Below are 12,327 nucleotides of genomic sequence, written 5' to 3' on the forward strand. Positions count from 1 at the left end.
ATGACCAAAGCCTTCAAATCGGCCTGGCCCTACCTCAGGAAGTACAAGCGCGGCGTGCTGCTGGGCCTGGGCGCGCTCATCCTGAAAGACATCGCCGGCGCGGGCATTCCGCTGCTGGTGCGCTCCGGCATCGACGCGGTGACCAACAAACAGCCGCTGAGCACCCTCTACTGGTTCTGCCTGGGGCTGGTGGGCGTCTCGCTCTTCAAAGGCCTGTTCCAGTATTGGATGCGCGTGATCCTGGTCGGCATCTCGCGCGATGTCGAGTATGACATGCGGAACGACATCTTCCGCAACCTCGTCCGGCTGAACCACGATTTCTACTCGCGCTACCGCACGGGCGACGTGATGGCGCGCGCCACCAACGACCTGAACGCGGTGCGCATGATGCTGGGTCCGGCGGTGATGTACTGGGCCGAGACCTCGCTCACGTTCATCCTGGCGCTGAGCATCATGTTCACGGTGGACTGGCAACTGACGCTGTGGGCGCTGACGCCCGCTCCGGTCGTGTCCGTGGTCGTCATGGTGTTCGGCAAACGGATCCACGACCGCTTCGAGGCCATTCAGGAGCTCTTCTCCGACATCAGCAGCCGCGTGCAGGAGAACCTGGCCGGCGTGCGCGTGATCCGCGCCTATGTCCAGGAAGACGCCGAGATCGCTCGATTCGAGGAGCTGAACAAGCGCTTCATCGCCCAGAACCTGAAGCTGGCCACGCTCTCGGGCCTGTTCATGCCGCTGCTGCAGGCCCTGATCGGCCTGACCTTCATGTTGGTGCTGGGCGTGGGCGGGCTGCGGTTGATGCAGGGCAAGATCTCGCTGGGCAGCTTCGTCATGTTCAACACCTTCATGGGCATGCTGGTATGGCCCATGATCGCCTTCGGCTGGGTGGTGAACCTGATGCAGCGCGGCAAAGCGTCGATGAGCCGCATCCAGGAATATCTGCAGCAGGAACCTTCGATCACGGCTCCGGCGCACCCCAAGGCCATGCCGGAGACGGCGGACATCGAGTTCCAGGCGGCCGGCCTCAGCTTTGAAGGACGCGCGGTCCTGGACGGTCTCGCGCTTCAGATCCCGGCCGGGCAGACCATCGCGATTGTCGGCCGGACGGGCAGCGGCAAGAGTTCATTGGTGCAACTGATCCCGCGGATCTACGACGTCACCTCGGGCGCCGTGCTGATCGGCGGCGTGGATGTGCGCGAACTGGATCCGGCGGACCTGCGCCGGCAGATCGGGTTCGTCCCGCAGGAGACATTCCTGTTCAGTTCCACCATCGCGGAGAATATCGCGTTCGGCGTCGAGTCGGCGACCGATGAGGAAGTGCGCGAGGCGGCCGCCATCGCCGGGCTGGCGCATGACATCGAGGAGTTCCCGGACGGGTTCCAAACCAAGGTGGGCGAGCGCGGCATCACGCTCTCGGGCGGCCAGAAGCAGCGCACCGCCATTGCGCGTGCCCTGCTGCGAAAGCCGAAGATCCTGATCCTCGACGATGCGCTGTCCGCCGTCGACACGATCACGGAAGAGCGGATCCTGCACGGCCTGCGCAACCAGAGCGGCAGCCGCACGACGATTCTCATCTCGCACCGTGTCTCCACCGTGCGCGATGCCGACTGCATCTACGTGCTGGACGAAGGACGCGTTGTCGAACGCGGCACTCACGCGGAGCTCATTGCGACCGGCGGCTACTACGCCGAACTGCACCAGAAGCAGTTGCTGGAAGAAGAGCTCGAGCAGATCTGACGCGCGGCACGCCATTCGAATTCTGTGTCGACCGGCAATACCGGACTTCCTTAACTGATATATCATCGGAGCATGTTCTCCGAATCCAGCCGTCGATCTTTTCTTCAGGGAGTTCCTGCCGCCATGGCCGCGGCTTCCGCAGTCCCCGTCTTGAATGCCGCCGTTGACCCCGTCCCCGGCGATGTCCGACTTGGTGTGGCCAGCTACTCCTTCCGTGAATTCAGCCGCTCCCTCGCGATCAAGGGCACGAAGGCGCTGAATACGCCCTACCTCTGCATCAAGGAGTTTCACGCGCTCTACCGCTCCACCCCCGAGGAACTGGACAAGGCCAAGGCCGACTTCCAGAAGGCTGGCCTGACGCTCACCGGCGGCGGCACGGTCTACATGCTGAAGGACGACATGGCCGACATCAAGACGTACTTCGAGTACGCCAAGCGGCTGGGCATGCCCATGATGAACATCGGCGCCACGGCCAAGTCGCTGCCGATGATTGAGAAGACCCTGAAGGATTACGACATCCAGATCGCGGTCCACAACCATGGTCCGGAGGACAAGCACTTCCCCGCCCCGTCCGACGCGCTGAAGCTGATGAAGGACATGGATCCGCGCATGGGCGTCTGCATCGACGTGGGCCACACCACCCGCACGGGCAAGAATGTCATTGAAGAGATCCAGGCCGCCGGACCGCGCCTGCTGGACATGCACATCAAGGATCTGCGCGACCTGATGAACCGCGACAGCCAGGTGGATGTAGGCGACGGCCAGATGCCGATCGTCGGCATTTTCAAACAACTGAAGAAGATGAACTACAAGGGCATCGTGCATCTCGAGTACGAGATCAATGCCGACAACCCGCTGCCCGGCATGCAGAAGAGCTTCGCCTACATGCGCGGCGTCAACGCAGCCCTGCGGGCGTAGCCGGAGCGTTCCCAATCAAGACCGGAGCCATCGCCGTAGCTCCGGTCTTTTGCTGTCCGGACCCGCCGCTACTTCTTCTTCGGCCGGCTGGACGGCGCGAACCAGCCCGTCGACGGGGCACCGATCCACGCGGCGGCCATCTCCACCCTGGCGATGATCTGGATCTCCGTGTCGGGCACCTTCTCCAGCAGCGGCTCGGCCGCCAGGCCCAGTGAGCGCGCGGCGCGGTGGAACAGCAGTTTGAAGAGCTGGGTCGAGGTCCAGACCGCCTTCGTATAGGGGTTAGGGTCGTCCGGATTCGCCTCCTGCTTGTAGACCACACGCGCGTCCGCAATGCCCTTCTCCAGCGCCTTCAACGCCAACTCCGGATCCTGGATCTTCGCGGCCGACACCGCCACCGCGCCCCAGCCATTCGCCCGCCAGTCCGGCGTCTTGATCGCTTCGAGCGTCTCCACGCACTTGCCCAGCAGGCTGTGCGCTTCGGCCGGATCCTTGGAGCCCGCCATCATGGCCACCATCTCGATCACCCGCGCCTGCAGTTGCGGTGAAGGCAGTTGCGCGGCCGCCTCCAGGGTCCTCGCCGGATCCTTATTGATGGAGCGCATGGCTTCGGTCATCTTCTGCGTCTCGAAGGCCAGTACCCCGGCGCGCTGTTCGATCTCCGCCTGCGACTGGCCGGGCCGGATGGTGCCGCGCGTCGTCACCGTCTCCCCCTGCCCGGCTTCGATGGACGCCTTGCCGCGCGGATAGCGTTCCAACACGGCCTGCAAGCCTGGCCGCCGCGCAATCTCCTTGGCCCAGGCGGGATCGACGTCCGCGATGAGATCCAGCGCATTGAAGATCTCGACGTCCTTCGGATCTGTGAGCGTCACCGTACCGCTGGGGGCCACCATGGTCTGGCTGTGGGGTTCCGGCAGCCCTTTGCCATCGAGCACCGCCTTGCCCAGCAGCCGCACGGCCTGCTGAAAGGTCTGCTCCGGCATCTCCTTCCGGAAAGTGCGGATGAAGCGCTCGAACGGCTCAGTCTGCGGACGCTGCTGGAAGCCGACCAGCGCCTGGGAGAACAGCAACTGGCGGCGGTCGTCGCCCGGCGGTTGGGCCTGGACCACGAGTGCGATGGCGTCGAAGGGATACGCTCCGCCCACTACCATCTGGTCGAGGAACTCAGCGGCCCGTTCGAGACGCTTCTTCGCCAGCAACTGGCGTGTGATCTCGATGAGCGCGCCGGAACGCGGATCCACCTCGCCGGCAGCCGGAGGTGTCATGGCGGTGATGAGCTGGATGGCGCGCTCCACCTCCACCTTGGCGACGTGTCCGGCCAGCATCGACTGGAACTCTTCGCGTAGACGATATCCGGACTGCGTGGGCAGCAGCGCGCTGGCCGCAAACGCCTGCTCATAGAATTCGAGCGCCTTTTTCGGGTCATTTCTCGAGGTGACGATGCCCAATTGCAGCAGCGCCCCGGCCTGGAAATCGGGCGGCGCGGCGGCAATCATGCCGGCGGCGGTTTCGAGGTAGAGCCTGGCCTTCGAGGAGAGTTCAGAGGGCTCCGGCGGACCAGCCCAGGCAGCGGAACAGACGGCCGCGGCGAGACAGAGGCATAGCTTCATGGCTACTCCAATCACCTGCTGACAGGACCCGGATCGGCCCCGTGAGCGGAAAGGAGTGGCACACGAGCTGCCGCGCGCAAACGCCCCGGCGGGACATTGCACGGCCAGCACCAAACCCGAATCCTCCGCTCAGCTCTCTAAGACGGAGTTTCAGACCAGATTGTTCCTGTTGTAGCGGAAGAATGAAGGAGGGCCGTCAACTCATTGCACTGAAGGGACCTGCTTTGGAGCGCGGAGTCGTCTTCTTTGACAAGGAACGTGGATCCAGAAGGTGCAGGGGCTTGAAGCTGTTCCTCGACCACTTGCAGCCGGCTTCGAACTGGATGCCGACGAAGTAGCCGATTTCGCGGAACTGGCAGTAGCGAACCAGGCCGGCAAACTCACCCTTGGGATAGGAGATGCGAACCAATGTTCCGATAGGGATCTGCATGTCCAACTGGATACAGGCTCCCGACAGGGAGATGTCCTCCAGGTTGGCCACCGCCCGCCTGCTGCGGTTGGCTCTGTCCCTCCACCGGACATCCACCAGGTCCGCACACAGCATTCTCGGTTCTGCGCGCCGCTCAATCATACAGTTAATTGATCGGCATCCCCCGGCATTTGATGCATGCGGAATGCCTGTACAATTTCGCCCTAATTGGGTCTAGGTAAAGGAGCTAAGGTAGTGCCCATACAACCCCAACCAGCTCCATAGTAATCCCAAGGTACTGCATTTGGTACTACAAAATCGATCCGGACCCGTACCCCTGGTACTGCCTCGCCCATTCCTCGCGCGTGGCCAGCGGATGCGGCCCCTCCGCCCGGTCCACCGCCAGGATTCCATCCAGGTGATCCATCTCATGTTGGATGAGCTCAGAGAGCGCGCCCTCCGCCTCCAGTTCGACCCACGCGCCGGCTGCATCCTGATACCGGATGCGGATCCGCTGATGCCGCCGCAAATGCACCATCAGGTCAGGAAACGAGAAGCAGTCGTCCCACAGCGGGAACCTCTCCGGGCTCTGCCAGGAGTACTCGGGATTGATCAGTTCGTACCGTACGCCCTCCACCTTAAGGAAGATGAGACGGAGGGCGGAACCGATCTGAATCGCGCTGATGCCCCGTCCAAAACCGTGGGTGCGCCGGAACTCGGCCAGCGTGTCTTCCAGATCCAGCAGCACCTCCTGGGACTGGGCGGGCTCGGCTGGAGTGGAGATCGTACGCAGAAGGGGATCGCCCAACTGCAGAATGCGGCGAACTGGCATATTACTTATGGTAGTGCTGCCGGAGCAGGGGATCGGCTAAGCTAGACCTGATGCAAGTCTTCGCAAAATCACCCTGCCGTGTGGATCTGGCCGGTGGCACCCTCGACATTTGGCCGCTGTACCTGTACCACCCGAATGCCGTCACCCTGAATTTCGCGGTGAGCGTGTACACCAGTTGCCGGATCATGCCGCATGAGGGGAACGCGATCACGTTGCGCTCGCAGGACCAGAACATGGAAGAGACGTTTGACTCGCTCTCCACGCTTCTGGCCGCGCCCAAAGTCCGGAACGTCCTCGCCGCCAACGTGGTGAAGCACTTCAAACCCGCCGGCGGCCTGGTGGTGGAGACGAACTCGGAGTCGCCCCAGGGCGCCGGGATCTCCGGCTCCTCCGCGCTGCTCATCTCGACGGTAAGCGCCTTCAACAAGTTCTGCGGCACCCGGCACAACATCGAACGGGTTCGCGAGATCGCCCAAAACATCGAGGCCCAGGTGGTCAACGTCCCCACCGGCTGCCAGGATTATTACCCTGCGATGTACGGTGGCGTCAGCGCGATCGACCTGACGGTGGCCGGCATCCAGCGCAGTTCGATGCCCGTGGATCTGGCCGAGTTGAACAGCCGGTTTGTGCTGGCCTACACCGGCAAGCCGCGCAACTCAGGCATCAACAACTGGGAAGTGATGAAGCTCCACATCGACGGCGATAAGAAAGTGCTCAAGAACTTCGAGCGCATCGCCGAGATTGCCCACGGGATGCGCGGCGCCCTGCACAGTAAGGATTGGAACGAAACGGCGCGCCTGCTGCGCGAAGAGTGGTCGCACCGCAAGAAGAACGCCCCCTCCATCTCGACGCCCCTGATCGACCACCTGATCGCCTCGACGAAGAAGGCCGGCGCCAAGGCGGCCAAGGTGTGCGGCGCGGGCGGCGGCGGCTGCGTGGTGTTCCTGTGTGAACCGGATGCCCGCGAGCGCGTGGCCCAAGCCATCGAGACCGAAGGCGCCGGCCAGGGCGTGAAGGTGCTGCCGGTGGAGGTGGCGCCGAAAGGCGTCGTCGTAAAGACCCTGTCCTAAGCGGACAAAGGCGCGGATGCCGGACGCAACTCCTTATTCCAAGCCGGGGCTGTTCGGACTGCTGCTGCGCGGCGGCCTGTTTCTGCTGTTCATCCGCTATGCCGGCGGACTGATCGGCTGGCTGCTGAGCGGCTCCAGCATCCTGGTGGCCGCGGCCATGAGCCTGTTCATCGCCGCTACGCTCGCCAGCCTGTTCGTCGTCCGCACCTTCGAGCGCGGCCGACTGGAAGACATCGGCATGGCCTGGAGCCCGTCCAGCCTGCGCCACCTCTGGCTCGGCGTGGGCGGCGGCATCGTGGCGGCCCTGGTCACACTCGTTGTGCCGGTCGGGATCCGCATGGCGTCCATCGAACCGTCCACCGATCCCGCCAACGCTTTCACTCCGGGGAAACTTCTTCTCGTCTCGGTCGTCCTACTGTTCGGGGCCGTCGGAGAAGAGATGATGTTCCGCGGATACGCCTTCCAGATTCTGCTGCGCGCTTACGGCCCGTGGTGGGTGATTCCGCCCTTCGGCGTCCTCTTTGCGTTGGCGCACCTCGAAAACATGGGGACCAACCCGCTGGGCATCCTCAACACCGGACTGTGGGGCATCCTCTTCGGCTATGCCTTCTACCGCAGCGGCGACCTCTGGCTGCCCATCGGCCTGCACTTCGGCTGGAACTGGACGCTGCCCCTGTTCGGCGTGAACCTGAGCGGGTTTACCATGGGACTGTCGGGCTACACTCTGCGCTGGAAGGCCGGACCGCTCTGGAGCGGCGGCGACTACGGCGCCGAAGGCAGCATCCTGGCAACGATCAGCGTCCTGCTGCTGGGCGTCTGGCTGTGGCGGGCTTCCCTGGAGCGGCAGACGGCTCCGCTGGTGGACGCAGTGCCGCCAGAGCCGGAATCCGGCCCGGGAAAGGAGTTGTGAGGACATGAAGCGCTTCCCGCTCCTGATGGTGCTGCTGGGCATCAGTTCCTGTCTTGCGCCCGCGCAGACCGGCAAGGCGGACCCGATCCGCAAGCTCACCGACGAGGAGAAGGTGGAGCTGATCCGCGGCCTCACCGCCGAGTACGCCACCGTCAAAGCCTACCTGCCCCGGTCCAAGAAGGCGGTACCCTTCCCCAGCGACGGCAAGTACGACAAAAAGGAATGGCTGGCCATCGGGGACGAGTATGGGCCCGTGGCGCGCGTCGGCGAACTGGTGCAGGTCACGAAAATCGACTTCGACGACAACAAGCTGATTCTCCAGATCAACAACGGCCTGAACGTGAAAGGCAAGTGGTACGAGCGCATCGAGGGTGGCGTGGGCGGCGGGCAATCGACCGTACCCATGAGCCGCAACCAGTCGCGCAGCGCCGGCACCACCATTGCGGTGGTCTTTCCCGGCCGCATGCCGGCCGTGAAGCCGGCCGAAATCAAGACCATGCTCGCGCCGGTGCTGGATTTCGAGAAGCGCAGCGCCACGGAGAACTACTTCGAAACCCTGCCGCCGGAGATCCAGGAGGCGATCAAGGCCAAGCGGGCCGAGATCGGCATGAACCGGGATCAGGTGAAGATGGCCATGGGACAGCCGCGCGACCGCATCCGCGAGAGCAAGGACGGCCTGGAGTCAGAGGACTGGATCTATGGCTACCCGCCCGGCAAGATCACCTTTGTGACCTTCGCCAACGGCAAGGTGACCAAGGTAAAGGACAGCTACGCCGGCTTGGGCGGAGCCACGGCGCCGCAACCGAAACCGCAGCAGTAGAGCCGCGAGCGTGAGCGCGCCCCCATCCGCCGGCAGCTTCAGCTCTGCAGCGCCACAAACTCGAAGTTGAGGGGATCCAGGCCTCTGGATTTGAGCTGCTTCACGCACTCGACAACATTGCGGCCCGCCGCCTCAATCCGCTTCAGCGGCAAAGTCTCGGGCGTGTATAGTTCAAGCGCGATCCAAAGTCCGGCAAAATTGCGGCGCTCGACCAGCGACAACCGGTCGGGCGAACGGCCAATCAACCCAGATATATCCATCTGCTAGAAGCTTAGCGCAATGAGCGAAGTGAAGATTAGCGCAGCGACCGCAGTTGCTGAACCACGGCATCCAGGCCCTTGCGGCGGTAGAGTTCCGCCAGGCGGCGCTCTTCTCCGGAAGCAGGCAGCGCGGCCGCCAGTCTGGGATCCTTCAGCGCGGCGTAGGAGGGCACCCACAGGTCGCCATCCGAGAACTCCACCGCGGTTGGGAAGGCCGTCAGGCTGTTCACCGGTTTCGCGAAGCGGAGCGTATTCTCTTTGCGGATGGTCGAGTGCTGCCCAGGCGGCAGGTTCAGGTCGGCCGGCAGCGTCCCGGCCATGAATTCCCTGCCCTGTTCGTCCTTGGCCAGCCAGCCGAGCTCGACGAAGCGGATGGCCCGCTTGGCCTTGCTTTGCAGTTCGATGCGCGGAGCGCGCGCCTCGGTCCCGGTCATGCGGACGTCTCCCGACAGCAGTTCCACCGGCGAGTCAGGGAATTGCAGGAACGCGAACTCGACACTGCGGCCCGCTTCCACATTGGTGGAGGGCATGGCGCGGGCCACCTGCATCCCCATGACGAGGTTGTCGGAGGGCCGGGCCAGCACGGACAGCAGTTGCTTGCGCAGATTCTCGGGACCGCCCTGGTTCAGGGCCGCCAGCATCGCCTTGCGGTCGCGCCGGGCGCTGAGTTCCCACGAGAGCATGTCGCGCCGCGCGTTCAGCCGGTTGGGTCCATAGAACGTCAGGTCTTCGAACAGAACTCCGTCCAGGCCCACCTGGACCAGGACGCCCGTGCCTGTGTTGAGAGGCCGCATTAGGCGCAAATCCACACGGATCGGGAAACTTTCGCCGGGCTGGACATCCAGGCTCGGCACCGTCACGGACGCCTTGCCGCCCGGAGTGACCTCCTGGGCCAGCACCAGCAGCGAGACGCCGCGGATGGCGCGGGACGAGGAGTTCTTGAACACCAGCGTCGAATGGAGATCCACCAGCATGGCGCCGCCGCGGGCCGTCGCTCTTGTCCGGCCCCAATCGGCCGAAACCCACGACAGCGGTCCGTCGCCCGGCAGGTTCACCTGGAACGAGTTGCTGGGGTCAACGGGCACCTCCGGCCCCTGCGCGTAAAGCGCGGCCGCCATGCCCAGAACGAGCAGGATACTATTGCGCGGAGACATGGTGGATGGTCACCTGACCGGTTTCAGAGTCGACAAAGCTGGCCCGCGCGCCGCCGTCCCAACTGACGGTGGTCACGGCAGGCTGTTTCGAATGATTCAGTAAAGTCAGCGCGGCGCCATGGTTCTGCAGCGCCAGCCCGTCCGGGCGGGCTTCGGAGAGCACGGCGGCAGCGGGATCCGCGATGGGCCGCAGATTGGCGGGATTCCTCAGCCACCAGCCGGCTGCCGCCACAAACGAGAGGGAGGCAAGAACAACCGCCAGGCGCCAACCGGCCGCTTCGGGCACCGGCGCGGGTTCCAGCACAACGGGACGGCCGACAATCGCGCCGGCCGAGAGGCCCAGGCGGATATTCGCGCTCATCTCCGCTTCCAGGAGGCTCCAATCGAGGTCTTCCGGCAGCTCATCGGCCCGGTCATGCAATTCCTGTCGCGCCGACCGCAGGACGGCTACCTCGGAGGCACACTGCGCACATCCATATAGATGGATACGCACTTGCAGCGCCGGCCAGAAGTTCAGATCGTTTCCGGCGAAAAGCGCGAGTTGTTCCGGCCCAGGATGGCTCTTCATGGGCGTTTCAACTCCTGTCGATTCCGCTCCAGATACTTCCGGAGCTTGGTTCGGGCATTGGCAATGTGGGACCGCACGGTCGCCTTGCCGCAGTTCAACCGCCGGGCCACTTCCTCGGCCGGCAAGTCCTCGACGTCGCGCAGGATAATGGCGGCCCGCTCCCGCGCCGTGAGGCGGCTCAGGCCCTCTGCCAGGTAGTCCTGATGCTCCGTGCGCAGGACCAGCGATTCCGGGCTGCGTTCCGGAGCCGTCGTGATCGGATCGGCGATTTCATCGATCTCGGTGAAGCTCGCCCGCCCCTGGCGGCGCAGGAAGTCGATGGCCGTGTTCGAGGCGATGCGCGACAGCCAGTGGGCCGCTTTCTCCAGGTCCTTCAACTGGTCCTGGCGCTGCAGAGCCTTGATAAACGCTTCCTGTGTAAGGTCTTGCGCGTCGGCCACGTTGCCGACGATGCGGTAGATGATCAGGAAAACGCGGCGCATGTTGGCCTGAACGAACTGGTCCTGCTTTTCCCGCCATTCCGGGGAAACCGCCGGACACAAAGGCAGTTCTCGTGGCTCGTTCATTGCCAGACCAAGACTGAGGGCCGGTATCTGCATGGGCTCCGCTGAAATGTCTGACGCTGGGAGCCCGCCGGCCGTGCAAGTCTTTCTATCGGCGCTATTCTGTGATTGTATGAGACCGGCCACGCCGAGGGAAGCGCCCAGTTTGACGCGCCTCGATCCGCCGGGTCCGGATTCTATCTATACTTTTTCGCTTCTCCGGCCCCCGTCCGGCCGGACAAGAAAGGCGCCTTCATGAAGTTAGCAGCAAGCATGACGCGGATCGGCATCGAAACCGCGTTCGAAGTACTTGTGCGCGCCCGGGGCCTCGAAGCCCAGGGCAAACACATCATCCATCTGGAAATAGGGGAGCCTGATTTCGCCACCCCCAGCCACATCGTCGAAGCGGCCAAACAGGCGCTGGACGAGGGGTGGACCCACTACGGCCCCACGCAGGGCCAGCCCGAATTGCGCACCGCCATCGCCAGCTATGTTTCCCGTACCCGCGGGATCGAGGTCGGCCCCGAACGCGTCTGCGTCGTGCCCGGCGGAAAGCCGATTATCTTCTTTCCAATGATGGCTTTAATCGACCCGGGCGACGAGGTGATCTACCCCAACCCCTCGTTCCCCATCTACGAGTCGATGATCAACTACCTGGGCGGCGTCGCCGTGCCGATGCCCCTCGTCGAAAGCCGCGGCTTCAGCTTCAACCTGGACCTCTTCCGGGAGAAACTGTCCGATCGCACGAAAATGGTGATCCTGAATTCGCCCGCCAACCCGACCGGCGGTGTGATCCCCAAGGAAGACATCGCCGCCATCGCCGAAATGCTGCGCGACCGGGACGTCATCGTGCTCTCGGACGAGATCTATAGCCGCATGAGCTACGGGCGGGAAGTTGTCTCCATCTCGACGTTCCCCGGCATGCTGGAGAAGACCATCATCCTCGACGGTTTCTCCAAGACCTACGCCATGACCGGTTGGCGCATGGGGTATGGGGTGATGCCGCCGATGCTGGTCGACGCCGTGAACAAACTCATGGTGAACTCCAATTCCTGTACCGCCAGCTTCACCCAGCGCGCCGGCATCGCCGCCTTGAACGGACCCCAGGAACCCGCCGAGGAGATGATCGCCGAGTTCCGCCGCCGCCGCGACGTCTTCGTCCAGGAGCTGAATACGATCCCCGGTTTCCGCTGTCCGATGCCGGAAGGAGCCTTCTACGCCTTCCCCAACATCGAGGGCACCGGCTGGAAATCCAAGCCGCTGGCCGACGCCCTGCTCGAACAAGAGGGGGTCGCCTGCCTGAGCGGAACGGCCTTTGGGGCCTTCGGGGAGGGTTACATCCGGTTCAGCTACGCCAACTCAATGGATAACCTCAGAGAGGCTGCGGATAAAATTCGCCGTTTCTTTGCCTCCACTTAGGCGAAGATACGCGAATTCACATGTTAAACATGTCCCAAACCGAGACATTTCTGCGCTAATACATGCGTGGAACTCCTC

General features: G+C 63.6%; 13 protein-coding genes. 6 read left to right on the plus strand and 7 right to left on the minus strand.

The window, feature by feature from the left end; all coding sequences use genetic code 11:
• Both IRI77_RS13925 and IRI77_RS13930 read left to right on the plus strand, forming a co-directional pair.
• On the plus strand, positions 1 to 1,737 hold the full coding sequence (locus IRI77_RS13925) for an ABC transporter ATP-binding protein (RefSeq protein WP_194452648.1): 1,737 nt from the start codon (positions 1 to 3) through the stop codon (positions 1,735 to 1,737).
• Between the two features lie 123 nt (positions 1,738 to 1,860).
• A complete protein-coding gene (locus IRI77_RS13930; protein ID WP_228486735.1) occupies positions 1,861 to 2,655 on the plus strand; it encodes a sugar phosphate isomerase/epimerase family protein in 795 nt (264 codons plus the stop codon).
• A 68-nt stretch (positions 2,656 to 2,723) separates the two neighbouring features.
• Here the strand turns inward: IRI77_RS13930 and IRI77_RS13935 are convergent, their stop codons facing one another.
• From IRI77_RS13935 to IRI77_RS13945, 3 genes are all read right to left on the minus strand, one after another.
• Positions 2,724 to 4,265, minus strand: a complete 1,542-nt coding sequence (locus tag IRI77_RS13935; RefSeq protein ID WP_194452650.1) for a hypothetical protein — start codon at positions 4,263 to 4,265, stop codon at positions 2,724 to 2,726.
• A 196-nt stretch (positions 4,266 to 4,461) separates the two neighbouring features.
• The gene (locus IRI77_RS13940) at positions 4,462 to 4,836 is read right to left on the minus strand and encodes a PilZ domain-containing protein (protein WP_228486736.1); all 375 of its coding nucleotides are present in this window, start codon (positions 4,834 to 4,836) and stop codon (positions 4,462 to 4,464) included.
• A 148-nt stretch (positions 4,837 to 4,984) separates the two neighbouring features.
• Entirely contained in the window at positions 4,985 to 5,506 is a 522-nt protein-coding gene (locus tag IRI77_RS13945; protein ID WP_194452652.1) for a peptide deformylase, read from the minus strand.
• 50 nt (positions 5,507 to 5,556) lie between these two features.
• Between IRI77_RS13945 and IRI77_RS13950 the strand changes: the two genes are divergently transcribed.
• The 3 genes from IRI77_RS13950 to IRI77_RS13960 are packed head-to-tail and all read left to right on the plus strand — an operon-like array spanning position 5,557 to position 8,306.
• Positions 5,557 to 6,576 (plus strand): GHMP family kinase ATP-binding protein, encoded by a 1,020-nt coding sequence (locus IRI77_RS13950; protein WP_194452653.1) that lies wholly within the window; start codon positions 5,557 to 5,559, stop codon positions 6,574 to 6,576.
• A 16-nt stretch (positions 6,577 to 6,592) separates the two neighbouring features.
• Positions 6,593 to 7,486, plus strand: a complete 894-nt coding sequence (locus tag IRI77_RS13955) for a CPBP family intramembrane glutamic endopeptidase (RefSeq protein WP_194452654.1) — start codon at positions 6,593 to 6,595, stop codon at positions 7,484 to 7,486.
• A 4-nt stretch (positions 7,487 to 7,490) separates the two neighbouring features.
• A complete protein-coding gene (locus tag IRI77_RS13960) occupies positions 7,491 to 8,306 on the plus strand; it encodes a DUF2845 domain-containing protein (RefSeq protein ID WP_228486737.1) in 816 nt (271 codons plus the stop codon).
• A gap of 38 nt (positions 8,307 to 8,344) precedes the next feature.
• Here IRI77_RS13960 and IRI77_RS13965 read toward each other — a convergent pair whose 3' ends face one another.
• Genes IRI77_RS13965 through IRI77_RS13980 form a run of 4 tightly spaced genes read right to left on the minus strand, consistent with a single transcriptional unit; the run spans position 8,345 to position 10,854 of the window.
• Entirely contained in the window at positions 8,345 to 8,551 is a 207-nt protein-coding gene (locus tag IRI77_RS13965) for a hypothetical protein (protein WP_228486738.1), read from the minus strand.
• Positions 8,552 to 8,601: 50 nt separating this feature from the next.
• The gene (locus tag IRI77_RS13970) at positions 8,602 to 9,720 is read right to left on the minus strand and encodes a hypothetical protein (RefSeq protein WP_194452656.1); all 1,119 of its coding nucleotides are present in this window, start codon (positions 9,718 to 9,720) and stop codon (positions 8,602 to 8,604) included.
• Positions 9,704 to 10,288 (minus strand): hypothetical protein, encoded by a 585-nt coding sequence (locus tag IRI77_RS13975; protein WP_194452657.1) that lies wholly within the window; start codon positions 10,286 to 10,288, stop codon positions 9,704 to 9,706. The genes IRI77_RS13970 and IRI77_RS13975 overlap by 17 nt, the downstream gene beginning before the upstream one ends.
• Positions 10,285 to 10,854, minus strand: a complete 570-nt coding sequence (locus tag IRI77_RS13980) for an RNA polymerase sigma factor (protein ID WP_194452658.1) — start codon at positions 10,852 to 10,854, stop codon at positions 10,285 to 10,287. Before IRI77_RS13980 ends, IRI77_RS13975 begins: the two co-directional genes overlap by 4 nt.
• 231 nt (positions 10,855 to 11,085) lie before the next feature.
• On the opposite strand from IRI77_RS13980, the gene IRI77_RS13985 reads away from it, so the two are divergent.
• Positions 11,086 to 12,249, plus strand: a complete 1,164-nt coding sequence (locus tag IRI77_RS13985) for a pyridoxal phosphate-dependent aminotransferase (RefSeq protein WP_194452659.1) — start codon at positions 11,086 to 11,088, stop codon at positions 12,247 to 12,249.
• The last annotated feature ends 78 nt before the right edge of the window (positions 12,250 to 12,327 follow it).

The organism is Paludibaculum fermentans (assembly GCF_015277775.1).
In the GTDB taxonomy this organism is placed as follows: Bacteria; Acidobacteriota; Terriglobia; order Bryobacterales; family Bryobacteraceae; genus Paludibaculum; species Paludibaculum fermentans.

What these genes read in the sequence shown, in the direction of transcription:
- IRI77_RS13955 (WP_194452654.1), top strand. Translation starts at nt 6,593, where the DNA reads ATGCCGGACGCAACTCCTTATTCCAAGCCGGGGCTGTTCGGACTGCTG.
- IRI77_RS13985 (WP_194452659.1), top strand. Translation starts at nt 11,086, where the DNA reads ATGAAGTTAGCAGCAAGCATGACGCGGATCGGCATCGAAACCGCGTTC.
- IRI77_RS13945 (WP_194452652.1), bottom strand. Translation starts at nt 5,506, where the DNA reads ATGCCAGTTCGCCGCATTCTGCAGTTGGGCGATCCCCTTCTGCGTACG.
- IRI77_RS13980 (WP_194452658.1), bottom strand. Translation starts at nt 10,854, where the DNA reads ATGAACGAGCCACGAGAACTGCCTTTGTGTCCGGCGGTTTCCCCGGAA.
- IRI77_RS13960 (WP_228486737.1), top strand. Translation starts at nt 7,491, where the DNA reads ATGAAGCGCTTCCCGCTCCTGATGGTGCTGCTGGGCATCAGTTCCTGT.
- IRI77_RS13950 (WP_194452653.1), top strand. Translation starts at nt 5,557, where the DNA reads ATGCAAGTCTTCGCAAAATCACCCTGCCGTGTGGATCTGGCCGGTGGC.
- IRI77_RS13925 (WP_194452648.1), top strand. Translation starts at nt 1, where the DNA reads ATGACCAAAGCCTTCAAATCGGCCTGGCCCTACCTCAGGAAGTACAAG.
- IRI77_RS13930 (WP_228486735.1), top strand. Translation starts at nt 1,861, where the DNA reads ATGGCCGCGGCTTCCGCAGTCCCCGTCTTGAATGCCGCCGTTGACCCC.
- IRI77_RS13975 (WP_194452657.1), bottom strand. Translation starts at nt 10,288, where the DNA reads ATGAAGAGCCATCCTGGGCCGGAACAACTCGCGCTTTTCGCCGGAAAC.
- IRI77_RS13940 (WP_228486736.1), bottom strand. Translation starts at nt 4,836, where the DNA reads ATGATTGAGCGGCGCGCAGAACCGAGAATGCTGTGTGCGGACCTGGTG.
- IRI77_RS13970 (WP_194452656.1), bottom strand. Translation starts at nt 9,720, where the DNA reads ATGTCTCCGCGCAATAGTATCCTGCTCGTTCTGGGCATGGCGGCCGCG.
- IRI77_RS13935 (WP_194452650.1), bottom strand. Translation starts at nt 4,265, where the DNA reads ATGAAGCTATGCCTCTGTCTCGCCGCGGCCGTCTGTTCCGCTGCCTGG.